Source organism: Pseudomonas salomonii, from assembly GCF_900107155.1.
Taxonomy (GTDB): Bacteria; Pseudomonadota; Gammaproteobacteria; order Pseudomonadales; family Pseudomonadaceae; genus Aquipseudomonas; species Aquipseudomonas salomonii.
On sequence record NZ_FNOX01000020.1, the window covers coordinates 27,968 to 51,631 of the forward strand.

Sequence of the window (23,664 nt, forward strand, 5' to 3'; positions counted from 1 at the left end):
GGAGTGGCTTCCGGCAGGCTTGGAAAATTAAGGGATTTGACAGGTGCGGGGTGACATGGGAAGCGGGGACAAGCGGGAATCAGGCAGCGCTCGGTTTTATTAAGCCTACAAACTATCGATAGGCCGATAGTCCAGTCGCAGCTCAAGCGCCAGTTGCTTCGCGCGGCCCAGCCTGATCGGGCCGCGCTCGATATCCACCAGCAATCCAGGGCAGTCGAGCACAGGCAACCCGGCGATAGCCTTGAGCCGCCCATCGGTGATCACCAGCAGCCGTTGCTGCTCGGCCGGATAACGCTGGCGACGTGTTTGCAGCCATTGGCCGGCTTCGGACAACGCCGCCAGCAACGGCGTGCCGCCACCGGCGCCCAGCTGCGCCAACCAGCCGGTCAAGCCTTTGGCGGCCTTGAGCCCCTGCACCTGCCATTCAGGCGCGTGCCCGCTGGCGGTCAATAACGCCATGCGCGCCCGCTGTCGATACGCGTCATCAAACAGTTGGGCGAGCAGGCCTTTGGCGTCGCTCAGCGCGCCATGGCGGCGGGTGGACGCCGAGGCATCGACAATCACCAGCCACAGCTCATGAGGCGTGCGGCTACGCAGGTGATAGAGCAGATCCTCACGGCACTGCGGCCGGCCGCCGAGCAAGGTGCCCGGCCAATTGATCGCGCCACGCTGGGCGCTGCGCGCCTTGCCGTGCCTGCCGTGTTCCAGTCGCCCTGCTTTGGGCCGGGCATCCGCCCCCGCGTCAGGTCGAGGGCGAATGCCTAGGGCTTTTTTGGCCAGGCGGGTACTTCCCGGCGGGCGCCCGTGGGCAATGCGGGCGCGGGCATATCGCCCCACTGGCCCTGGCCGGGCGACGGGTCAGACGGTTTTGCAGCCTGGCCCTGATCGGGCGGGCTTGTCGACGCTGACTGCGGTTGGCGGCGATGACGCAAGGCGAACTCGGCCACCGCTTCGATATCTTCTTCGGCGATGGCAGCCGCGCCGCGCCAGGCGGCATGGGCACGCGCGCCGCGCAACCAGACCAGGTCGGCGCGCAAGCCATCGACACCGGCGGCAAAGCACCGCTCGGTGATCTGCGCCAGGGCCTGGTCGTCCAGCTCAATGCTCTCGAGCCGCTGGCGCGCCTGGGTGCAACGCTCACGCAGCGCCGCCTGCGGTTCGTCCCATTGGCGGCAGAACGCCGCCGGGTCGCTGTCGAAATCCAGGCGGCGCCGGATGATTTGCCCGCGCTCGCTGGGCAAGGTCTGCCCGCTCAGCGCCACATTGAAGCCGAAGCGGTCGAGCAGTTGCGGGCGCAACTCGCCCTCCTCCGGGTTCATGGTGCCGATCAGCACAAAACGCGCCGAATGGCGATGGGAGATACCGTCGCGCTCGATCAGGTTGGTGCCGCTGGCGGCCACATCCAACAGCAGGTCCACCAGGTGGTCGGGAAGCAAGTTGACTTCATCGACGTACAGCACGCCGCCATCGGCCTTGGCCAGTACACCAGGGGAAAATTGCGCACGGCCCTCGCCCAGCGCGGCATCCAGGTCCAGGGTGCCGACCAGACGCTCTTCGGTGGCGCCCAATGGCAGGGTGACGAACTGGCCACTGGCGAGCAGGTCCGCAAGGCCACGCGCCAGTGTGGATTTGGCCATGCCGCGTGGGCCTTCGATCAGCACGCCGCCGATTTTCGGGTCGATGGCGGTCAGGCACAGCGCCAGTTTCAACTCATCGGCGCCGACCACGGCGGACAGCGGGAAGTGGGGGATATCGGTCATAGTCAACTCTAAGTGGATCGTTCCCACGCTCCCGCGTGGGAACGCTTCAATGGACGCTCTGCGTCCGCTTTTGTGACGCGGAGCGTCACTGGCTGCATTCCCACGCGGAGCGTGGGAACGATCGGTCAAAGATCGGTCAGGTGTCTTCTTCTATGTCCAGCAACAGGTTTTCCAACGCCTCGCGATACGCGCCCGGCTCCTGCCACATGCCGCGCTGCTGGGCTTCGAGCATGCGCTCGGTCATGTCGCGCAGTGCCGCCGGGTTGTGCTGCTGCACAAAGGCGCGGGTGTCGGCGTCGAGCAGGTAAGCGTCGGCGAGCAAGGCGTATTGGTGATCGTCGATCAGCGCAGTGGTGGCGTCGAATGCGAACAGGTTGTCCACCGTGGCCGCCATCTCGAATGCGCCTTTGTAACCGTGGCGTTTCACGCCGTCGATCCACTTGGGGTTGGCGGCACGGGAGCGGATCACCCGGTTGAGCTCTTCCTTCAAGGTGCGGATCTTCGGCAAGTCCGGCTGGCTGTGGTCGCCATGGTAGCTGGCGGCCTTGTCGCCACTCAGGGTTTCCACGGCGGCGAGCATGCCGCCCTGGAATTGGTAGTAATCGTTGGAATCAAGCAGGTCGTGTTCGCGGTTGTCCTGGTTTTGCAATACCGCCTGCACCTGGCCCAGGCGCTGGGCGAATTGTTCGCGGGCGGCGGTTCCCTCGTCGGAGCCGCCATAGGCGTAGCCGCCCCAGTTCAGGTAGACCTCGGCCAAGTCTTCGCGGCTTTGCCACAGGCGACCGTCAATCGCACCCTGCACGCCCGCGCCATAGGCACCGGGCTTGGCGCCAAAGATGCGCCAGCCCGCCTGCTTCGCAGCCGCTGCTTCATCCAGGCCCGACTCGAGCAACGCTTCACGCTCACTGCGCACCTTGGCGGCCAGCGGGTTCATATCGTCCGGTTCATCCAGCGCCGCCACTGCCTGCACCGCCGCATCGAACAGGCGGATCAGGTTGGCGAAGGCATCGCGGAAGAACCCGGACACGCGTAGCGTCACATCGACCCGTGGGCGATCCAACAGGCTGATCGGCAGGATTTCAAAGTCATCCACACGCTGGCTGCCCGTGGCCCATACCGGGCGCACGCCCATCAGCGCCATGGCCTGGGCGATATCGTCGCCGCCGGTGCGCATGGTGGCAGTGCCCCAGACAGAGAGACCGAGCTGGCGCAAATGGTCGCCGTGGTCTTGCAAGTGCCGCTCAAGGATCAGGTTGGCGGATTGAAAGCCGATGCGCCAGGCGGTGGTGGTGGGCAGGTTGCGCACGTCCACGCTGAAAAAATTACGCCCGGTGGGCAGCACGTCGAGGCGCCCGCGACTTGGCGCGCCGCTGGGGCCGGCCGGTACAAAACGACCGCCGAGGGCATCCAGCAGGCCGCGCATTTCGGCGGGGCCGCAGGCGTCCAGGCGCGGCGCGACAACAATGCGCAGGCTCTCGATGACTGACTTGACGTCCTCCCAGCCGGGTTCTTCAAGCTGTTCCAGCGGCCCTTCCAGTGCCTGCTCGATCAGCCGCGCGGCATACAGCTCCAGGCGTTCACGGGTGTCACCGGCGGTGCGCCACAGCTGCGCGTCGATCTTCTGCAATACCTCGGGACGGCGCCCGGTCCAGGGTTCGGCCAATGCGCAATCCAGTGGGTCGAAACCCAGGTCGAAGGCTTTGGCCAACACCCGCAGCAGGCTCGATTGCGGCCCACGCCCATCGCCCCGGGGAATGCGCAGCAAGGCCAGCAAGGTGTCGATGCGCAGGCGGCCCTCGGGCGACTCGCCAAAAATATGCAGGCCGTCGCGGATCTGCGATTCCTTTAAGTCACACAGGTAGGTGTCCAGGCGCGGCAGCCAGACTGCCGCGTCGGCGTCGTTATCCAGCTCAAGCTCCTGGTCGATACGGGTTTCGCGCACCAGCTTGAGAATGTCCTTCTGCAGCTCGAGGGCACGGCGCGGGTCAAGCAGCTGCGCTTCATAATATTCGTCTGCCAACAGCTCCAGGTTACGCAGCGGGCCGTAGGTTTCGGCGCGGGTCAGCGGCGGCATCAAGTGGTCGATGATCACCGCCTGGGTACGGCGCTTGGCCTGGGCGCCCTCGCCTGGGTCATTGACGATAAACGGGTAGATATTCGGCAATGGCCCGAGCAGCGCGTCCGGCCAGCACTGTTGCGACAGCCCGACACCCTTGCCCGGCAGCCATTCAAGGTTGCCGTGCTTGCCCACATGGATCACACCATGGGCGCCGTAGGTGTGGCGCAACCAGAAGTAGAACGCCAGGTAGCCATGGGGCGGCACCAGGTCGGGGTCGTGGTACACCGCGCTGTGGTCGACCTGATAACCGCGTGCCGGCTGAATGCCGACAAAGGTCAGGCCCAGGCGCAGGCCGGCGATCATCATGCGCCCGTCGCGGCACATCGGGTCGTTATGGGGCGCGCCCCAGCGTTCCAGCACCGCCTGGCGATTGGCTTCGGGCAAGCGCTGGAACATCGCCTCGTAGTCGTCCAGGCCCAGGCTTTGATGGCACGGGCGCAGGTCGAGGCTGTCGAGGTCGTTGGTGACGCCGCCAAGCAGTTCCTGGATCAAGGCGGTGCCGCTGGCGGGCAACTCACTCGGCACCGGGTAACCTTCGGCTTGCAGCGCCCGCAGGATATTCAGTGCCGCCGCCGGGGTGTCCAGGCCCACGCCATTGCCGATGCGGCCGTCGCGGGTCGGGTAATTGGCGAGGATCAGTGCGATGCGTTTGTCGGCATTCGGTACCCGCGCCAGTTCAACCCAGCGCCGCGCCAGTTCGGCAACAAAATCCATGCGCTCCGGCGCTGCGCGGTAGCACACCACGTCGGATTGGCTGCGCTCGCTGCGCCAAGCCAAGTCTTTAAAGCTGATGGGCCGGCTGATAATGCGCCCGTCCAGCTCCGGCAAGGCGATGTGCATGGCCAGGTCACGTGGGCCAAGGCCTTGTTCGCTGGCCTCCCAGCCGGGCTGGTTGTCCTGGGCGCAGATCGCCTGGATCACCGGGATGTTGCGGCGAAACGGGCGCAAATGGGGGGCTTCCGGGCTGGATTGGGCAAAGCCGGTGGTGTTTAAAATCACCGCCGCCTGCACTTCATCCAGCCAGTCCTCGACCACCGTCAGGCAGCCGGGCTCTTTTAAACTGGCCACCGCCATCGGCAGCGGGTTAAGACCCGCCGCCTGCAAGCGTTGGCAGAAAACATCGATAAAACCGGTATTGGCCGCCTGCAGGTGCGAGCGGTAGAACAACACCGCCGCCACCGGCCAGTCGGCGTGCCAATCGGCCTGCCAGTCGTTCAGGCGCGGGTGGGGTTTATGCGGGTGATAAATGGCCGTGCGCGCCAGGGTTTGCGGCTCGTCCCAGGCGTAGTCGCGGCCCAGGTGGCTGCTGGCCAGGCAACGATAAAAATCCAGCGCATTGCCCAAGCCGCCCTGGCGCAGGAAGTGCCAGAGGCGATCGCGTTCAGCCGTGCCAACGGTGCTTAAGCCGCTGAGCTCCGGGTCGGGGCGATCATCGCCCGGCACCAGAATCAGCTGCACGCCGCGCTCCGCCAACTCCACCAGGCGCTCAATGCCGTAGCGCCAGTAACCAATGCCGCCGTGCAGTGAAATCAGGATGACCTTGGCGTGGCGCAGCACCTCGTCGACGTAGAGGTCGACCGAGGCGTGGTTTTGCACCTGCATGGGGTTGGCCAGACGAAAGCTGGGGTAGTCGTCGGGCAACTGCCGGCCGGCCTCGGCCAACAGTGCGAGGCTGGAATCACCGCTGCACAGGATCACCAGTTCGGCGGGGGTTTGGCCCAAGTCGGCAATATTGTCGTCCGAAACGAAACCACCCGGCTGAGTCCTGAGCAGGTGCATGGGTTAAACGCTGAGCGCTGCGCGCAATTGCGCTTCGAGGCCCGCCGCGTCCAGCGCCTGGCCGATCAGCACCAGGCGTGTGATGCGCGCTTCGTCGGCGCCCCAGGCACGGTCGAAATGTTTGTCGAAACGCGTGCCCACACCCTGGATCAGCAAGCGCATCGGCTTGTTCGGGATCGCCGCAAAGCCTTTGACGCGCAGAATGCCGTGTTGCACCACCAACTGGGTCAGGGCGTCGAGCAGCAGTGCTTCGTCGGCCTGCGGCAGGTCGATGGAGATGGAGTCGAATGCATCGTGATCGTGGTCATGATCGTCTTCACCGTCGTGATGATGATCGTGGTGGCTGTGGCGGCCGTCGATGTGCTCTTCGGAACCGGCGCCCAGGCCGATCAGCACGTCCAGTGGCAGGCGACCGCTGCTGGCTTCGACGATTTTCACGGCTGGCGGCAGTTCCTCGGCGACTTCCAGGCGCACGCGGGCCAGGTCTTCGGCGCTGATCAGGTCGGATTTGTTGAGGATCACCAGGTCGGCGCTGGCCAGTTGGTCGGCGAACAGCTCGTGCAGCGGCGATTCGTGGTCCAGGTTCGGGTCGAGTTTGCGCTGGGCGTCAACCTGGTCCGGGAAAGCGGCGAAGGTGCCGGCGGCCACGGCCGGGCTGTCGACCACGGTGATGACTGCGTCAACCGTGCAGGCGCTGCGGATTTCCGGCCACTGGAAGGCTTGCACCAGCGGTTTTGGCAGGGCCAGGCCCGAAGTTTCGATAAGGATATGGTCGAGGTCGCCGCGACGTGCCACCAGCTCGCGCATCACCGGGAAGAACTCTTCCTGCACGGTGCAGCACAGGCAGCCGTTGGCCAGTTCGTAAACGCGGCCGTTGGCCTCTTCTTCGGTGCAACCGATTGAGCACTGCTTGAGGATTTCACCGTCGATGCCCAGCTCGCCGAACTCGTTGACGATCACGGCGATGCGACGGCCCTGGGCGTTGTCGAGCATATGGCGCAGCAAGGTGGTTTTACCCGAGCCGAGGAAGCCGGTAACGATGGTGACGGGAAGTTTGGCCAGTGTTTTCATCGGATGCCCTTTGGGGCGGGCATACGGGACGATAAGCCCTGCGACGGCGCGCAGCAGCGGATTTCGTCACCGGATCACCCCGCCCGGTTAAGTAGAAATTCAGTTGCGAGGCAGGTCTCCTGGCTTGGGGCTTGCGAGTCGGGTGACCCGCGCCGGCTGCGCCTTCCCGCCGTTATGGCAGTGGCGTGGCAGTCAGCTGAACCCTTCACAGTTGCGGGGGCAGCCGCGGCTTGGACCGCGTTCCCTTCTTAGCTTCGGCGTGGGCCGAAGAACCTCGAAGGTGCAAGGCTACAGGGGCTCGCGGCATTTGACTACCGTCGCCCGCCCATGCTTTCCTACACATCTTGTTTCGGGTGCCCTTCACAGGGTGAAACGGGAAACCGGTGAGTCATAGCGTGATGACGAGTCCGGTGCTGCCCCCGCAACGGTAAGCGAGCGAAGCGTCAAATCCACTGTGCCTGTGCATGGGAAGGAGATGCTTGATACGGCCCGGCTCTTTTCCCAAGAGCGCCCCTCGCAAGCCCGGAGACCGGCCCGAAAAAATCAGATAACAAACCCGCGGTGGGCGGGCGCTGTTCAGAACCCTGCGTGCCTGCCTCGCGGGGTTTTCATGCGCCTGCGCCACCCTGAAACCCTGAAGGGACGCGCCATGTCGATCATCAGCAGCACTTCGCACACCGCCAGCAGCACCGCCACCTTGAGCCAACGCCTGGGCGCCGCCATCGGCGCGTCGATCCTCGGCGCATGCCTGGTGTACTTCGCCGGTTTCTCGCATATCGAAGCGGTGCACAACGCCGCCCACGATACCCGCCACAGCGCCGCGTTCCCGTGCCACTGAGGCCTGCCGACATGATCAAGCGTATTGCTCAAACCGCAGGTTTCACCGGCCTGCTGGCCGCCCTGTTGCTGACCCTGCTGCAAAGTTTCTGGGTCGCCCCGCTGATTTTGCAGGCGGAAACCTTTGAAAAGGCCCCGGTTGCCGAAGTCGCGCACGAACACGCCGCCGGGGCCGCAGCTCACACCCACGACGCCGAAGCCTGGGAGCCGGAAAATGGCTGGCAGCGTGTGCTGTCGACCACCGGCGGCAACCTGGTGGTAGCGGTGGGTTTCGCGCTGATGCTCGCCGGTCTCTACACCTTGCGCGCGCCGACCCGCACAGCTCAAGGGTTGCTCTGGGGTTTGGCCGGTTACGCAACGTTTGTACTGGCGCCGACCCTGGGCCTGCCGCCGGAGTTGCCGGGCACGGCTGCCGCCGACCTGGCGCAACGGCAGATCTGGTGGATCGGCACTGCGGCCTCTACCGCTGCGGGTATCGCACTGCTGGTGTTTGGTCGTAGCTGGCTGCTCAAGGTGCTGGGCGTGGCGATCCTGGCCGTGCCCCACGTGATCGGCGCGCCGCAACCGCAAGTGCATTCGATGCTGGCACCCGAAGCCCTGGAAGCGCAGTTCAAGATCGCCTCGCAACTGACCAACGTCGCCTTCTGGCTGGCCTTGGGCTGGATCAGCGCGTGGCTGTTTCGCCGCAACCGCGACGGCCAATACTCGGCATGACGCTGGTGGTCGGCCTGGGTTGCCAGCGCGGCTGTGATGTTCACACCCTGCTGGGCCTGCTTGACGCAGCCCTCGCCGACGGCGGCATTGATCGCCAACGCATCACCGCGCTGGCGAGCATTGATCACAAACATGATGAACCCGGCCTGCTGGCCCTGGCCCGGCTGCTGGAACTGCCCTTGCGGTGTTTCAGTGCAGAACAATTGGCTGGTTATCAAGACCGCTTGAGCCACACGTCAGCCGTCGCTTTTGCGCATACCGGTTGCTACGGCATCGCCGAAAGCGCGGCCCTGGCCCTGGCTGAACAGCTGTCTCAACGCCCCGCTCGCCTGTTGATCACGCGCAAAAAAACCGCCCAGGCGACGTTTGCATTGGCATGCGCCGACTAAAATCCCGATAATTGCGCGCCTCGATCATGAGCAATTTTCATGCTCGCCCGTTTTTTCAACAGGAACTCCCATGACCGTCTACTTTATCGGCGCAGGCCCCGGCGACCCGGAATTGATCACCGTCAAGGGCCAGCGGCTGATCCGCAGTTGCCCGGTGATCATCTACGCCGGCTCCCTGGTACCGGCGGCGGTATTGCAAGGTCATCAGGCCGAACAGGTGGTCAACAGCGCCGAATTGCACCTGGAACAGATCATTGAGTTGATCAAGACAGCCCACGCCAACGGCCAGGATGTGGCGCGCGTACACTCCGGCGACCCGAGCCTGTATGGCGCGATTGGCGAGCAGATCCGTTATTTGCGTGAGTTGGACATCCCCTTCCGGATCATCCCTGGGGTGACGGCGGTGTCGGCTTGCGCAGCATTGCTGGAGACAGAGCTGACCCTGCCGGACATCGCCCAGAGTGTGATCCTGACCCGTTATGCCGATAAAACCAGCATGCCGGCCGGTGAAGCGTTCGACCGTTTGGCGCAACACGGCACAACGATGGCGATTCACCTGGGGGTCAACCATCTGGAGAAGATCGTCGCCGAACTGCTGCCGCACTACGGCGCGGACTGCCCGATTGCCGTGGTGCATCGCGCGACGTGGCCGGATCAGGATTGGGTGATGGGCACGTTGGCGGATATTGCCGCGAAGGTGGCGGCCAAAGGGTTTCGGCGTACGGCGTTGATTGTGGTGGGCCGGGTGCTGGCCAGTGATGGTTTCAGCGAATCGTCGCTGTATCGGGCGGGGCATGCTCACCTGTATCGACCCTGAAGAAACGCGCTCCCACAGTTAATCTGCTTTGTTAGGTAGACCGCGTAAGGCACTGAATTTTAAAAATAAAAAACGGCGCTCACGGGGCGCCGTTTTTTCTTCGCAGTGAACACCTTACTCAGTAGTAGGCGTTTTCTTTCTGCGTGTGGTCGGTCACGTCACGTACGCCCTTGAGCTCCGGGATACGTTCGAGCAAGGTGCGCTCGATGCCCTCACGCAAGGTCACGTCCGCCTGGCCGCAGCCTTGGCAGCCGCCGCCGAACTTGAGCACGGCAATACCGTCTTCGACCACATCGATCAGGCTGACCTGACCGCCGTGGCTGGCCAGCCCCGGATTGATCTCGGTTTGCAGGTAGTAGTTGATGCGCTCGTTGACCGGGCTGTCGGCGTTGACGTTCGGCACCTTGGCGTTGGGCGCCTTGATGGTCAACTGGCCGCCCATGCGATCGGTGGCGTAGTCGACGACGGCGTCGTCGAGGAAGGCTTCGCTGAAGTTGTCGATGTACGCGGTGAAGCTTTTAAGCCCCAGGGCGGTGTCTTCAGGTTTCTCTTCCCCAGGCTTGCAGTAGGCGATGCAAGTCTCGGCGTACTGGGTGCCGGGTTGGGTAATAAAGACGCGGATGCCGATGCCTGGGGTGTTCTGCTTGGACAGCAGGTCAGCCAGGTAATCGTGGGCGGCGTCGGTAATGGTTATGGCAGTCATGGAAACTCCTCACAGGCTTGCCGGCAGTTTACGCCAAAATATTACGCAGGTACAAAGTCCGAGTAATTTTGTCGGAAAAGACCCAAACCCCTCATCAAAGATTTTCATAGCGATTCATATCCAGCACACCCTCTTCCACCGGCGTCGTCTCGCGGATGTACTGCGACAGGTCGTGAAAGTACTGCCAGAACAGCGGATGACTGCGCCGCACACCCCACCGATCAACAATTTTCTCGAACCGTTTGGCGTCCTTGGCGTTTTCCATGGCCGCCACAAACGCCGGCACTTCCTGCGCCGGGATGTTGAAGATGAAGTTCGGATAGCTGCTAAGCACACCCGGATAGATCGTCACCGTATCCAACCCCGGCTGATAGCGATAAGCCTCGCCCAGCAGGAACGCCACATTGCTGTGCGCGCGGTTACGCAGCAGGCTGTAAACCACGCGCTTGCCGCTGGCGGTCTCGATACGCAGCATGGTTGCCTCAGGCAACTGATCAATCACCTTGAGCCCCGCCGCCGGGCGCGATGTCAGCCGGCTCAACGCCTGCTCCGCGTCCTGCAACGCCGGGTCGATACCATCGCGCGAGCAATAAGCACCCGTGCAACGGTTGATCGGATCCGGGCTGGCATTCAAATTGCCGTAACGCGTCAGTAACTGGTTGGCAAAGTCACGTTTCGGGTCTTTTTCATCCAGATGCAAGCCGCTTGGCTTGTCGTCGTCAATCGCCTCGTAGTCCAGCCACAGCTTGAGCTTGCCGCTGTTCTGGTACCAATCATCCATAAAGTCATCGCGGGTATCGGCCGGCATCAGGCGCAGGAAGTTCTGCTCGGCGCCGTTGCGGATCAGGTCGAAATACAGCCGGGTCTGGGCCTGGTGCGACACATTGCCGAACACGTCGAAATTCACCGCCAACTGGTAATAGGTGCGCTCCAGCAGCGGATAGTCGAACAACCACATCGTCTGCGGTACTTCGCCAATCAAGCCTTTGGTCACCGCAGCACTGTCGAAATGCCGGAAAATCGTCAGCAAGGCATTGTCATTCCCCGCCCACAAGGTCGACCAGCTCGGCGGCGGCACGTCCGCGTAGCTGTCTCGGCGCAAGGCTTCGTACTGGTTGCGCTTGTCGCGATAGGCCAGCCACAGGCTGAGCACGCTGCCCACGTCATCATTCTGCCCCGGCATCGCCAGCAGCGGCGTGGCCTGGCCGCGATAGCGTGCATCGGTGATGTACAGGTCATGGTCCGGGTCCTGGAACAGCGTCCAGAAATTGTCGCGGATCACATCCGTGGCGATCTGCCCACGGCAGACCGGCCCGCGAATAAAGGTGCGCACAAAATACTCGGCGTTATCGAGCATGAACTGGTAGCGGGCCTTGGCCGGGATGGCTTCGAAGGTCTCGAACGGGTTGGCACGGCGACCCGGGCCATAGCCCGGCAAGGCACTCACCTGCCATTCGCCGGAATAGAACAGGTCTTTGATACGCAGCATTTTCGCCGCACTGAACGGGTAAGTGATGTGGGTTTTATGCACGATCACGCCCTGCACCGGCCACAGGCGGTAATACACCTGGGTGCCCGGATCATCATTGGGGCGACGGGTAGCGATCAGGTCGATGGGCTGACCACTTGGCGTGCGCGAACGCACCCACTGGAAGAAATGCCCCGGCTCGCCGTTTTCGAAGTAGATATGCGCCAGGTATAAATGCTCGTACAACCAGCGAGCCACCAGGCTTTCGCGGGCGCCGGGCTGGTTGAACAGGTTTTCCCACTGCTGTACTTGCAGGGCTTCCCTGGCACTCGGCGCCAGGCCTTGTTCATCAATCGGCGCACCGGAGGCGAGCCAGCGCTGCAGGGTCTGGTATTGCTGGTCAGTCAAACCGGTGACCGCCAGCGGCATGCCTTCCTTGGGATGGCTGCCGGCGTAGGCATTGAACTCGCCGGGCATGGCGCACAGGTTTTGGCGGTTGAGGCCCAACACGATCTCGTCGGGCAGCTTGGCATTCGGTTGCAGCGGTGCGTTATGCCCCAGTTCCAGCATGCGCGCCATCAACGCAGCCTGGCTGCCTTGGGCGTCGAGTACCGAATAGAAGCCTTTTTGTTGCCAGGCCTGCTTGCCGAAGGCGTCGTAGAACAAACGCGTGGTCGGTGTGGCCTGGCTGCGCTCGCCGTCATACACCGGGGTTTTGCTCGCGCCACGGGCCGCGCCCTCGGCGCTGCCCAGGTTCAATTGGCACGCGGAGTCGTAGCAGGCATGGCAGGCCACGCATTTTTCGGTGAAGATCGGCTGGATGTCGCGGGTATAGGAAATCGCCGGGGCGGGTCCGTTGGCCTGTGCAACGCAGGCGACCAGTGCCAGGACGGCGCTGGTGAGTAGACGAAGTGACATGTATCCGGTCCCGATTCAATGCGTGCGCTATAAGTGCCGGCGAGTCTACCGGGCCAAGGCCCGCACCAACATGAACGATATTCATGCAAAACCACGACATGCTCTAAATCGGCACAGGTTTGCTATGATTCACGCCCTCCGAAATGCCTGACCAGAGTAGCCCCATGTCCGACCGTAGCGTTCGTCTGCAAGCCCTTCATCAAGCCCTCAAGGACCGTATCCTGATCCTCGATGGTGGTATGGGCACGATGATCCAGAGCTACAAGCTCGAAGAGCAGGATTATCGCGGCAAACGCTTTGCTGACTGGCCCAGTGATGTCAAAGGCAACAACGACCTGCTGGTTCTCACCCGCCCGGACGTGATCGGCGGCATCGAAAAGGCCTACCTGGATGCCGGCGCCGACATTCTGGAAACCAACACCTTCAACGCCACGCGTATCTCCATGGCCGATTACGGCATGGAAGAACTGGCCTATGAACTCAACGTAGAAGGCGCCCGCCTGGCGCGCAAGATCGCCGACGCCAAAACAGCCGAGAACCCGGCCAAGCCGCGTTTTGTTGCCGGCGTGCTGGGCCCGACCAGCCGCACCTGCTCGCTGTCGCCGGACGTGAACAACCCCGGCTACCGCAACGTGACCTTCGATGAACTGGTGGAAAACTACACCGAGGCCACCAAGGGCCTGATCGAAGGCGGCGCCGACCTGATCCTGATCGAGACCATCTTCGACACGCTCAACGCCAAGGCCGCGATCTTCGCCGTGCAAGGCGTGTTTGAGGAGTTGAACGTCGAACTGCCGATCATGATCTCCGGCACCATCACCGACGCCTCCGGCCGTACTCTGTCGGGCCAGACCACCGAAGCGTTCTGGAACTCGGTGGCGCACGCCAAGCCGATTTCGGTGGGCCTCAACTGCGCCTTGGGCGCCAGCGAACTGCGTCCGTACCTCGAAGAGCTGTCGAACAAGGCCAACACCCATGTGTCGGCGCACCCAAACGCCGGCCTGCCCAACGAGTTCGGCGAGTACGACGAACTGCCGTCACAAACCGCCAAGGTCATCGAAGAGTTCGCCCAGAGCGGTTTCCTCAACATCGTCGGCGGCTGCTGCGGCACCACGCCGGGCCACATTGAGGCCATCGCCAAGGCTGTGGCCGGGTATGCGCCGCGCCAAATTCCGGACATTCCCAAGGCCTGCCGCTTGTCGGGCCTGGAGCCGTTCACCATTGATCGCAGCTCGTTGTTCGTCAACGTCGGCGAGCGTACCAACATCACCGGTTCCGCCAAGTTCGCCCGTCTGATCCGTGAAGACAACTACACCGAAGCCCTGGAAGTCGCCCTGCAGCAGGTGGAAGCCGGCGCGCAGGTGATCGACATCAACATGGACGAGGGCATGCTCGATTCGAAGAAGGCCATGGTCACCTTCCTCAATCTGATTGCCGGTGAGCCGGACATCTCCCGTGTACCGATCATGATCGACTCTTCCAAATGGGAAGTGATCGAGGCCGGCCTCAAGTGCATTCAGGGCAAGGGCATCGTCAATTCGATCAGCATGAAGGAAGGCGTCGAGCAGTTCATTCACCACGCCAAGCTGTGCAAGCGCTACGGCGCGGCGGTGGTGGTGATGGCCTTCGACGAAGCCGGCCAGGCCGACACCGAAGCGCGAAAAAAAGAGATCTGCAAACGCTCCTACGACATCCTCGTGAATGAAGTCGGCTTCCCGCCGGAAGACATCATTTTCGACCCGAATATCTTCGCGGTCGCCACCGGCATCGAAGAGCACAACAACTACGCCGTCGATTTCATCAACGCCTGTGCCTACATCCGCGACGAGCTGCCATATGCGCTGACCTCCGGCGGCGTGTCCAACGTGTCGTTCTCGTTCCGCGGCAACAACCCGGTGCGTGAGGCGATTCACTCGGTGTTCCTGCTGTATGCGATCCGCAACGGCCTGACCATGGGTATCGTCAACGCCGGCCAGCTGGAGATCTACGACCAGATCCCGGCCGAGCTGCGCGACGCGGTGGAAGACGTGGTGCTTAACCGCACGCCGGAAGGCACCGACGCCCTGCTGGCGATTGCCGACAAGTACAAGGGCGACGGCAGCGTCAAGGAAGCCGAAACCGAGGAATGGCGCGGCTGGGACGTCAACAAGCGTCTCGAGCACGCGCTGGTCAAGGGCATCACCACCCATATCGTCGAAGACACCGAAGAATCCCGGCAGTCGTTCGCGCGCCCGATTGAAGTGATCGAAGGCCCGCTGATGTCCGGCATGAACATCGTCGGCGACCTGTTCGGCGCCGGCAAGATGTTCCTGCCTCAGGTGGTGAAGTCCGCCCGCGTGATGAAGCAGGCCGTGGCCCACTTGATTCCGTTTATCGAGCTGGAAAAAGGCGATAAACCGCAAGCCAAGGGCAAGATCCTGATGGCCACGGTCAAGGGCGACGTGCATGACATCGGCAAGAACATCGTCGGCGTGGTGCTTGGTTGCAACGGCTATGACATCGTGGACCTGGGTGTGATGGTGCCTGCGGAAAAAATCCTGCAGGTGGCCAAGGAACAGAAGTGCGACATCATCGGCCTCTCCGGCCTGATCACGCCATCCCTGGATGAAATGGTGCACGTGGCCCGTGAGATGCAGCGCCAGGACTTCCACCTGCCCTTGATGATCGGCGGCGCCACCACCTCCAAGGCGCACACGGCGGTGAAAATCGAGCCCAAGTACCGCAACGATGCAGTGATCTACGTTACCGACGCCTCACGCGCCGTGGGTGTGGCCACGCAGTTGCTGTCCAAGGAACTGAAGGCCGGTTTTGTCGAAAAAACCCGCCTGGAATACATCGACGTACGTGAGCGCACCGCCAACCGCAGTGCGCGCACCGAGCGCCTGAGCTACCCGGCCGCCATCGCCAAGAAGCCGCAGTTCGACTGGAGCAGCTACACCCCGGTCAAGCCGACGTTTACCGGCGCCAGGGTGCTGGACAACATTGATCTGCGGGTGCTGGCCGAATACATCGACTGGACGCCGTTCTTTATCTCCTGGGACCTGGCCGGCAAGTTCCCGCGCATCCTTGAAGACGAAGTGGTCGGTGAAGCCGCCACTGCGCTGTACGCCGATGCCCAGGAAATGCTCAACAAGCTGATCGACGAAAAGCTCATCAGCGCCCGCGCCGTGTTCGGTTTCTGGCCGAGCAACCAGGTGCAGGACGATGACCTGGAAGTCTACGGCGACGACGGCCAGCCGATTGCCAAGCTGCACCACCTGCGCCAGCAGATCATCAAGACCGACGGCAAGCCGAACTTCTCCCTGGCCGACTTCGTTGCGCCTAAGGACAGCGGCGTGACCGACTACATCGGTGGCTTTATCACCACCGCCGGCATCGGCGCCGAAGAAGTTGCCAAGGCCTATCAGGACGCTGGCGACGACTACAACTCGATCATGGTCAAGGCCCTGGCCGACCGCCTGGCCGAGGCGTGCGCCGAATGGCTGCACCAGCAAGTGCGTAAGGAACACTGGGGCTACGCCCAGGACGAACAGCTGGATAACGAGGCACTGATCAAAGAGCAATACAGCGGCATCCGCCCTGCCCCCGGCTACCCGGCGTGCCCGGACCACACCGAAAAAGCCCAGCTGTTTCAATTGCTCGACCCCGAGGCCCGCGAAATGCACGCAGGCCGTAGCGGTGTGTTTCTTACCGAGCATTACGCGATGTTCCCGGCAGCGGCGGTCAGCGGCTGGTACTTTGCCCACCCGCAGGCGCAGTATTTTGCAGTGGGCAAAGTCGACAAGGATCAGGTTGCCAGCTACACCGCACGCAAAGGCCAGGACCTGAGCGTGACGGAGCGCTGGCTGGCACCCAACCTGGGCTACGACAACTGACGGCCTGCCCGGCTCGTTACGGCCGTGTCGAGGGACCCGGCTGTGGCGACGCCGGGCCTGCCGCCTGCGATGCCGCGACCTCTTTGCGCGACAACTCCAGCAACAACCGCGCCCTTGCGCTACTTCGCTCAACCTCCAGACGGATCAGTGCCGCCTCGTAGTTTTCCTGGCTGTCGGTGCCCGGCATCCTGTGCGCATACTCGTCCTCCAAAGCCTCATAACGCGCGGCAGCATCGCTCTGCAGCGCCTGGAACTCATCGGGGTAGCGGTCCTTCAGGTACCGGGTCCAATAATCGCGGGCAATCAGGCTTTCATAGAACGCATCGGAAGCTTCGGCCTCCAGCACCCGCGCGCGGGCGGTGGTCAACGCCTGACCGCTGATCGGTCGACCAAATGCCATGTACCTGGGTTGCCCAGGCAGCTCGAGTCCGTCGGGCCAGCCACCGGTCATGCCGATGCGGTATTGCAGGCGCACTTCGGCCTGGTCGCGTCCTATGGCGTCGGCGATGGCCAACGTGTCGACGTGGTCCAGCCGGAACAATTGCCGGGACAGCCTCAGCAAACGCTGGCCCCTGACGTGCAAATCTTGCGTCGGAGCCACACCCAGCATGTCCGTTTCGAACACCAGAACTTCCATTGAGCTGAACGTGAGGATACGTCCGTCGATACAGGTGCCGTGGGTTTCAGCGGCCACGAACAACAACTCACGCATCTGCGCGCTGCCGGCCGCCGCTTCAATGACAGTCCATACCCGTCGGGTCAGGTCGGCGGGGACATACTGGTACTCATCAGTCGCGCGCAGTCTCTCGAGCAGATGGAAAAACCGCTCGTGGCCCGGCTCCCCGGCCAGTTGCTGCCACAACTGCCGCCTGGATTCAATCACACTGCCCGGGGAGTGTGTCAGCCAAGATGCCAACACCGTTTCGCTCGTGTCTGCGCCTGGGTTGAGAATGACTTCCAATGGTTCGTTGGCAGCCTCTTCGTCATCCTCACTGTCGGAACCCGAGTCACTGTCATTACTTTGGGCCGCTGCAATTTCCTCTTCGATCTCGCGCCGGGTCCACCCCATCACGGTGCCCTCGCTATAATCTCTGAGCAGCTCGAAGCTCTCGAGTGAAAGGGACTGGTTCTCGGACAGGTCCGTGCCGCTAACCAATGCGTGATGGTCGCCATCAAGCAACGCTTCAGGAAACGTCGTCAGGTCATTGCCACACAGGTTCAACCTGCGCAGGCTCGGGGTGTCCAATGCGCCGTCTGGCCACTCTGCAAGGCGATTGTAGCTAAGGTCCAGACGCTCAAGCCGAGTGAAAGCCTCGGTACTGAACTCACGCAGGTCATTTCTGGCCAGATCCAACTGCCGCAGGTGGCCGCCCCCCAACTGGCGATACAGAGGCTCAGGATCGCTGATGGCATTGGAGGCCAGCTCCAACGCTTCGAGCTGAGCCATGTGCCCCACCGCTTCAGGAAGCATGGTCAAACCATTGCCGCTCAAGGTGAGTTTGCGCAGCGCGGGAAAACTATTCAGGAAACCTTCGGCACCCGATGCCGTGCACTGCACACCGGTCAGGTTCAGCGTGTGCACGTTGTTGAACTGCACAGTCAATTCAGGCAGGTCATGGGTTTGCAGGCCTTGCAGGCTCAACGTATAACCGGCTTCGGCCGACACGCCGGTTTGCCAGCACTCAACTATATTAAGCGCGATCAATCGACGTTCGTCAGCCAACTGGCTGATGTCGGCGCCGGGCAATTGGCGGGTATACAGCCAGCCGTTCAGCTGGCGCGTCAAAGTCACGTACTCCTCGTGCCAGCCCGTCAACAGGCTATCGATTTGCGCGTCACTCATGCCTCCCTGACGGAGCTGCGCGAACCATTGTCGTGCGTTTTGTTCGGTCACCGCTGGGCTCATCTGCTGCAACCGAGGGACAAACCCCTCAGCCCCTTCGGCCACTGCAATCGGCTCAGGCAATGGCAATAAATAACGTGCCATCGTCATGCCCGTTTCCTGCGGGGGAAACACGTCCGGTACATTTTGCGCGTCAAAACGCGCCAACGCGCCCGCCGGTAAACCCTTCGCGTCCTCGACCCGCAGGCGCGCAGAGGACAACGCAGCCTCACCCGAGGTGCTGAAGCGGTTACCCGCGAAGTGGGTTTTCATCAGTATCGCATCATTGCTCAACACCTGAGGCGGCAAGGTCGCCAGTAGATTGTCCCGCAGGTCCAGCCAGGCCAATTTCGGCAGGCTCTCGGCTCCGCTCGGCCATGCCTGCAAGGCTGAACCGCGCAGATTCAGCGCCTCAAGCTGCCTCAAGGCGCTCACATCCACCTCGTCGAGCGGCGTGCTGCTCCGGCTCAAGTCCAACAGCTCCAGGCCGCCCAGGTCATTGAGTTGTGCCTGCAGTGCCGGCATGACCAGGCTGTTATCGGCCAGGTCTAACCGAGCCAAAGCGGGAAGGTCGCCCGCGCCAATGGGTATTTCAGTCAAGCCAAGCCCTTTGAGTTCAAGGGATTGCGTACCGCTGAAGGCGCGTATGAAGGCACGCATCTGTGCGGGCGTTTCACCCGCCCAGCGCATGCGCAACGTGCGTACATGCGCAAAACTCGCTGCCGGTAACCGGGGCAGCTTCACGCTACTCAGTTGCCCCCCAGAGCCCGTCGCTGGATACGACGGTCCTGGCAAATCCAACACTGATGCCTTGCCCGCTATGCCGTATCGCTCGCCCACTGCCTCCCACCAGTTGGTTTCAAGCACACTCAGTATCTGAGCACTCGGCCCCGCCTGCCATGACTGGGAACGTAATCTCAACTGCCGGGCGGTCTTGACCGGCGAGTAGTAGAACGTCTCAAAAATGCCGGAGTACTGATCGCTGAGGCCATCAATAATGGCAAGCTGTGCCTGCGGGGTTTGCGCGGCTGAGATTATTTTTTCGCGCAGTGCGTCAGCCAAAAATGTATTGCCGGTCAGCGATGCCAACTCGCCCTTGGCATAACCATTGACCATCTGGTGCAAATCAACCAAGTGCCCAAGCTCGCCCCGGTAAGCGCTGACATACTCATAGGCCGGTTGGAAGGTTTCGCGGGTAAACCTCGACCAGTCCATCGACAGCCCCGCCCACAGTCGCTCATGCCCGCTATACAGCGTTTCAGGCAGCGCGCCGATTGCGGTACGGCTCAAATCGAGACGTTCCAGATGGGGCAGGTTCTCGATATTGATCGGCCACAGGGAAAGGCCTATCGGCGCTTCGATTTGCAACCGTTGCAACTGCGTCAACCCCGACAAGTCAAGGTTATTGAGTGCGTCGCTGGAGAACCCACGGTAATCGATATGCAACGCCTCCAGCGAAGTCAGCGTATTGAGCCTTGAGAAAAACTCCGGCGCCAGTTGCTCCGCCGCCGAACCGAACTTCAGGTTTTTGAGACGGGCCATCCTGGAGACCGCCGGGGGCAGTGTCGTCAACGACGTTCGGCCTGTCGGGATGGTCGGCGCCCACAATTGGGTCGTGTCGCCAATCGACAGGGTCTGCACCTCAGGAAACCGCGCCAGGAAAGCCTCAACTCCGGCATCGTTCATCTTCCTTCCGATCACCGTCAGCTCACGGATATGGGAAAAGTCAGTCGGCAATGGCGGCAGATGCTCATCGATATAGAGATGCAAGTGATCGGCACCGACCCCCTTTCCAGCCAACGGCTCCATCCGCCAGGCCTCCTTGAGCTGATGCGCCAGGCGAGTTCTGTATTGGAACGTGGCAGTGTCGGACGCCGTGCCGCCCCAGGTCCCGGCCCATTCGTCAAGTGCCGACACCAGCGCGGTGTATTCACGCTCACGGGTTTGCAGATAATTGAATATCGCCCTGCTATCCTTGCCCTCTCTTTGCAGGTGTCGGATATAGCCGGCAGCCTGCTCATCGTTCAGCCCGTAGAGTGCCTGCGCGCGTGACTCAAGGTTTGCCCCCAGCCCCGCCCCTCGTCCACTGGCGTAATAGCCCACCACCTTGCCATTGAGCCGCACGGGGGGCTTGAACCATTTGCGCTGCGGCTCCAGCCATCGTGCTGCCTGGTTACGATACAGGTCTGCGAATTCGATGATCTTTTCGCGCAGTTGCGCGCTTTGACCCACATGCGGCACATCCAGCCCCTGACGCACTTGATCGGGCATGGCATGCATGAGCGAGGCGTAAAAGTTATCGCCGTCCGAGGGAACGCTATTGAGTTCCTCCCCGCGCTCGTTGAACGCCTGGAAGCGCGGGCCTTTTTTCACCAGGTACTTCTTGTGCCGGGCGGTGTCACTGCCGATGCTGTCCAATAGCGCACCACTCTCACTGCCTTCGCGTACTTCCAGACGTAAGGTGTCCGGCCAACCAGGCAGTTTCTCGAGGGTGTGCAGCGCCAGCCGACGGCTATCTGCCGAGGCCATGGTTTCGCTGCGCAAACCGGCATACGCACGCGTCTGTCGCCCCTCAAGCGCGTACCAGCGCGCCTCCTCAAGCATCGCCAAAGACGGCCGGCGCGTCGCTTGCAGACGTTTGAGGTCCTCCACAGAAGCGTTGGCCAGGGTTTCCTCGGCGGCGGCTTCGCTGAGCCCGGGACAGAGGCGTTGTAGCAGCTTGACCTGGCTGTCTACAGGTTCGGTACCCGCGTAAATGCTGTCAAAAACAGCCGGTTTGCGGGTCTGGGCATAATCGGCGATTTGCCGGGTAAACTCCTGCGGCCGCAAATCACCGACGCGGGCAGCTTCGCCGCCCAGCAGGCTGGTCACCTGCGACTCATCCAGCGCAGCCAGAATCACCGTGGGCAATTTCCCGTTCAGTACATCGGCACGGGTAATCTGGATCGGCACTTGCGTCCCCGCTCCACGCGGCAAGCGCTCAGAGCCGTACTTCACCGAATCGCCAGTGAACGCTGCCCCCTCGAACACTTGCAGCACGCGCGTTTTCGGCCAACGCGGCATCTCGGTGATCAGAGGCAGGGCAAATAAATAATGGTCGTCGATTGGTTGACTGCCTCGCAACTGCGCTATCACTTTCGAGCTGTCAGCCTCAGCCTTGAACAAGCGCATGGCATCGAGCAACTGCGGAGGCGGCGCCGCCAGGTCAGTGTGCATTTTACGCAAAGCGCTGTCGCTCACCCCACTGACGTGCGCGACCTTGAGCAACTCAGTATCGGAAAACGCCTCGGTTTCATGACCCATGCGCCGCAACAGCGTCAAACGATCCCACTCGGCAGGTCGCTCGAGGGTATGACGCCAGGCCCCCCTGCCGTTGCTTTGCAGCACCGGTTGGTACACCTCGGGATTAGTGGGGTGCTTGATTCGCCAATGCTTGGTCGACTCATCGAAAACCTGTTCATAAACCTGACCGCCCTGGCGCACATAAGTCTTGCCGTTGAGCGTGTACTGCCCCATTGCGTTCGGGGCTGTCCCGGCGTCCAGCGTCACGGGGCTTTCGTAGCCCGTCAGGTCTGGTTTCCAGAGACGGGTCTCACCGTTGGGCAGGGTCACGGGGCTGAGGTTTTCGAGGATCGGTTCAGCCTTGACCGCGCGGTACTTGCCTACCGCCGCCCCCACGCCTGCCATCACCGCGATCTGGGCCAGGTTCTGTGCCACATCGACCAGATGCGCCTTGGCCGCCCGTTTATCGCCCTCGGCCCAGTCAGCCACGCCTTCCACGGTTTGCCAGAGCAATTGCTCAGCCATGACTGCGAGCATGACTTCACCCAACACCGGCACAAACATGGAGACCACGTTGAGCGCCAATATGCCGACCTCCAGCAGGTGCGCCAGCTTGGCTTCCCGCGCCTTTGCATCAACGTCGGCGGTGGGCACTGCATGGGCACGGGCGTCGGCCAGGATCTTGTTACGCTGTTTTTCGTAGAGAAATGGCCAAAGATCGAGAAGCCCGGAATATATGCCTACACCGCGGTAAGGCATCTGGCTGCCGGGCGCAATGTAAGGGTCGCTTGCCGGCTCTCGTTTCGCCGGTTTTTCCGGCGGCAATTCCTTAATACGTGTAATCGGCGACAACCCGAAGATGAACTCCACCAGCCCTCGCCACGGCGAGTTGAAGGGGCTGCTCGGGGAGTCGGCAGACGTCTGCGTGAACTGACTGAAATAGTAAGGCCGCTGCTCATAGGGTACGAACTGGCTGAAAAAGCGCTGATAGGGCGTTGGTGCAGGATCATCCGTCGCCATGCCTTTACGGTCCGTGAACAGGCGCTTGAGCTCGTCGCGCATTTGCTGCCTGGTATAGCGCTTGAGCGGGTGGGCCGGGTCGTGCGGGATATACAGGATCAACTCGTTGCTGTAGGTGTCACCGATGGCAAAATAGACACAGCCTGTCAGTCTTATTTTCATCAGGCTCATGTCGAGCACCCACACACGTTTGTCACCAAGCGTGGGGTAAAGACTGCCGCCGATCACCGCCAGGATCATCGCATGGTCGGCCGGCTCGATATCACCGGCCAACACGGCATAGTCGGCGGCGGCCTTCATGGTTGCCTTCTGGCAGGCGATGAAGTGCTGGCGAAGAGGCGGCTCAGGTTGGGTGTCGACCGGTTCAAAGAACGACGTGAGGTAGGCCTGATACTTTGCGCCGATATCGAGGCTGCGACACAGGGTCATGAACTGGCTGACCGTCAGATTGACGGTCGCAACTTCAAAGGTTGCGGCTTCGGCGGTTTCCCGCACATAACCAGAAGTCGAATGGTACGCCCCTGCCCGGCACTCCCAGGCTTCAAAGTTATGCAGGGCCGCCTGCAGCATCGATATCCTCAGAAACTCGAACGAAGCGACTTCAAGTTCCAGCGCACTGATCGCCAGCGGGCGTCGCAGACACAGAAAGGTTTTGTCGACATCGACCTCTACCTGGTACTGGTCTTTCAAGGCTTTGAGCAACAACGGCCTGGCGAAGGCGTCGACGTCCTGGAACGTTGACATCGCGCTGTCCAACTGAACCTGGGCGATTGCACTGGCCTGGGCGCTTGCAGCGACGGCCTGGCGTTGCAAGGCAGAGGCATTCTGGTACACGGGCGGCGTGACCGGCGCAGCGTGCTTAAGCGCCAACCTGCGCGCAGGCGTTGCATCGACCAGCCATCGGGGCACGGCTTTCTCGAGAAAGTCGCCATGAATACTCAAGGTCGCCGCGAGCTGCCTGTCGGCAGCGCGCGGGGTGGGTAAATCAGACATTCGGTCACTCCTGTGATAGGGAATGACAGAACATCAC

General features: G+C 62.1%; 12 protein-coding genes and 2 riboswitches. Of the genes, 5 read left to right on the plus strand and 7 right to left on the minus strand.

All coding sequences use genetic code 11. From position 1 onward, the window contains the following. Positions 1-105: 105 nt before the first annotated feature. The 4 genes from BLV67_RS30420 to cobW form a co-directional block, all read right to left on the minus strand. Complete coding sequence (locus tag BLV67_RS30420; RefSeq protein ID WP_069785737.1) at positions 106-708, minus strand: vWA domain-containing protein; 603 nt, start codon at positions 706-708, stop codon at positions 106-108. 53 nt (positions 709-761) lie between these two features. Beyond that, positions 762-1,760 (minus strand): magnesium chelatase ATPase subunit I, encoded by a 999-nt coding sequence (locus BLV67_RS30425; RefSeq protein WP_069785733.1) that lies wholly within the window; start codon positions 1,758-1,760, stop codon positions 762-764. Positions 1,761-1,896: 136 nt separating this feature from the next. Further along, positions 1,897-5,658: a cobaltochelatase subunit CobN gene (cobN, locus tag BLV67_RS30430; RefSeq protein ID WP_069785732.1), complete on the minus strand. Its 3,762-nt coding sequence runs from the start codon at positions 5,656-5,658 to the stop codon at positions 1,897-1,899. Positions 5,659-5,661: 3 nt separating this feature from the next. Continuing rightward, the gene (gene cobW, locus BLV67_RS30435; RefSeq protein WP_065911427.1) at positions 5,662-6,729 is read right to left on the minus strand and encodes a cobalamin biosynthesis protein CobW; all 1,068 of its coding nucleotides are present in this window, start codon (positions 6,727-6,729) and stop codon (positions 5,662-5,664) included. A 92-nt stretch (positions 6,730-6,821) separates the two neighbouring features. Beyond that, positions 6,822-7,021, minus strand: a riboswitch (cobalamin riboswitch). Between the two features lie 42 nt (positions 7,022-7,063). Next, positions 7,064-7,281, plus strand: a riboswitch (cobalamin riboswitch). A gap of 97 nt (positions 7,282-7,378) precedes the next feature. On the opposite strand from cobW, the gene BLV67_RS30440 reads away from it, so the two are divergent. From BLV67_RS30440 to cobM, 4 genes are all read left to right on the plus strand, one after another. Next, positions 7,379-7,567, plus strand: coding sequence for a CbtB domain-containing protein (locus tag BLV67_RS30440; RefSeq protein ID WP_056859468.1), 189 nt, complete (start codon positions 7,379-7,381; stop codon positions 7,565-7,567). Positions 7,568-7,578: 11 nt separating this feature from the next. Then, complete coding sequence (locus tag BLV67_RS30445) at positions 7,579-8,280, plus strand: CbtA family protein (protein WP_065911425.1); 702 nt, start codon at positions 7,579-7,581, stop codon at positions 8,278-8,280. Beyond that, on the plus strand, positions 8,277-8,669 hold the full coding sequence (locus tag BLV67_RS30450) for a cobalamin biosynthesis protein (protein ID WP_065911423.1): 393 nt from the start codon (positions 8,277-8,279) through the stop codon (positions 8,667-8,669). Before BLV67_RS30445 ends, BLV67_RS30450 begins: the two co-directional genes overlap by 4 nt. 70 nt (positions 8,670-8,739) lie before the next feature. Then, a complete protein-coding gene (cobM, locus tag BLV67_RS30455; RefSeq protein WP_069785731.1) occupies positions 8,740-9,486 on the plus strand; it encodes a precorrin-4 C(11)-methyltransferase in 747 nt (248 codons plus the stop codon). Between the two features lie 118 nt (positions 9,487-9,604). On the opposite strand, the gene nfuA is transcribed toward cobM, so the two are convergent. Together nfuA and BLV67_RS30465 are read right to left on the minus strand one after the other, a co-directional pair. After that, positions 9,605-10,189, minus strand: a complete 585-nt coding sequence (gene nfuA, locus BLV67_RS30460) for a Fe-S biogenesis protein NfuA (RefSeq protein ID WP_017136914.1) — start codon at positions 10,187-10,189, stop codon at positions 9,605-9,607. 94 nt (positions 10,190-10,283) lie between these two features. After that, positions 10,284-12,575, minus strand: a complete 2,292-nt coding sequence (locus BLV67_RS30465) for a fatty acid cis/trans isomerase (RefSeq protein ID WP_069785730.1) — start codon at positions 12,573-12,575, stop codon at positions 10,284-10,286. 164 nt (positions 12,576-12,739) lie between these two features. Here BLV67_RS30465 and metH point away from each other — a divergent pair, with 164 nt between their 5' ends. Next, on the plus strand, positions 12,740-16,450 hold the full coding sequence (gene metH / locus BLV67_RS30470) for a methionine synthase (protein WP_069785729.1): 3,711 nt from the start codon (positions 12,740-12,742) through the stop codon (positions 16,448-16,450). Positions 16,451-16,466: 16 nt separating this feature from the next. On the opposite strand, the gene BLV67_RS30475 is transcribed toward metH, so the two are convergent. Then, positions 16,467-23,627, minus strand: a complete 7,161-nt coding sequence (locus tag BLV67_RS30475) for an NEL-type E3 ubiquitin ligase domain-containing protein (RefSeq protein ID WP_069785728.1) — start codon at positions 23,625-23,627, stop codon at positions 16,467-16,469. Positions 23,628-23,664: the final 37 nt, after the last annotated feature.

Bases quoted from the DNA above. Each gene is read 5' to 3' on its own strand.
- nfuA (WP_017136914.1), bottom strand. From the start codon at position 10,189: ATGACTGCCATAACCATTACCGACGCCGCCCACGATTACCTGGCTGAC.
- BLV67_RS30425 (WP_069785733.1), bottom strand. From the start codon at position 1,760: ATGACCGATATCCCCCACTTCCCGCTGTCCGCCGTGGTCGGCGCCGAT.
- cobM (WP_069785731.1), top strand. From the start codon at position 8,740: ATGACCGTCTACTTTATCGGCGCAGGCCCCGGCGACCCGGAATTGATC.
- BLV67_RS30465 (WP_069785730.1), bottom strand. From the start codon at position 12,575: ATGTCACTTCGTCTACTCACCAGCGCCGTCCTGGCACTGGTCGCCTGC.
- BLV67_RS30475 (WP_069785728.1), bottom strand. From the start codon at position 23,627: ATGTCTGATTTACCCACCCCGCGCGCTGCCGACAGGCAGCTCGCGGCG.
- cobW (WP_065911427.1), bottom strand. From the start codon at position 6,729: ATGAAAACACTGGCCAAACTTCCCGTCACCATCGTTACCGGCTTCCTC.
- cobN (WP_069785732.1), bottom strand. From the start codon at position 5,658: ATGCACCTGCTCAGGACTCAGCCGGGTGGTTTCGTTTCGGACGACAAT.
- BLV67_RS30440 (WP_056859468.1), top strand. From the start codon at position 7,379: ATGTCGATCATCAGCAGCACTTCGCACACCGCCAGCAGCACCGCCACC.
- BLV67_RS30445 (WP_065911425.1), top strand. From the start codon at position 7,579: ATGATCAAGCGTATTGCTCAAACCGCAGGTTTCACCGGCCTGCTGGCC.
- BLV67_RS30450 (WP_065911423.1), top strand. From the start codon at position 8,277: ATGACGCTGGTGGTCGGCCTGGGTTGCCAGCGCGGCTGTGATGTTCAC.
- metH (WP_069785729.1), top strand. From the start codon at position 12,740: ATGTCCGACCGTAGCGTTCGTCTGCAAGCCCTTCATCAAGCCCTCAAG.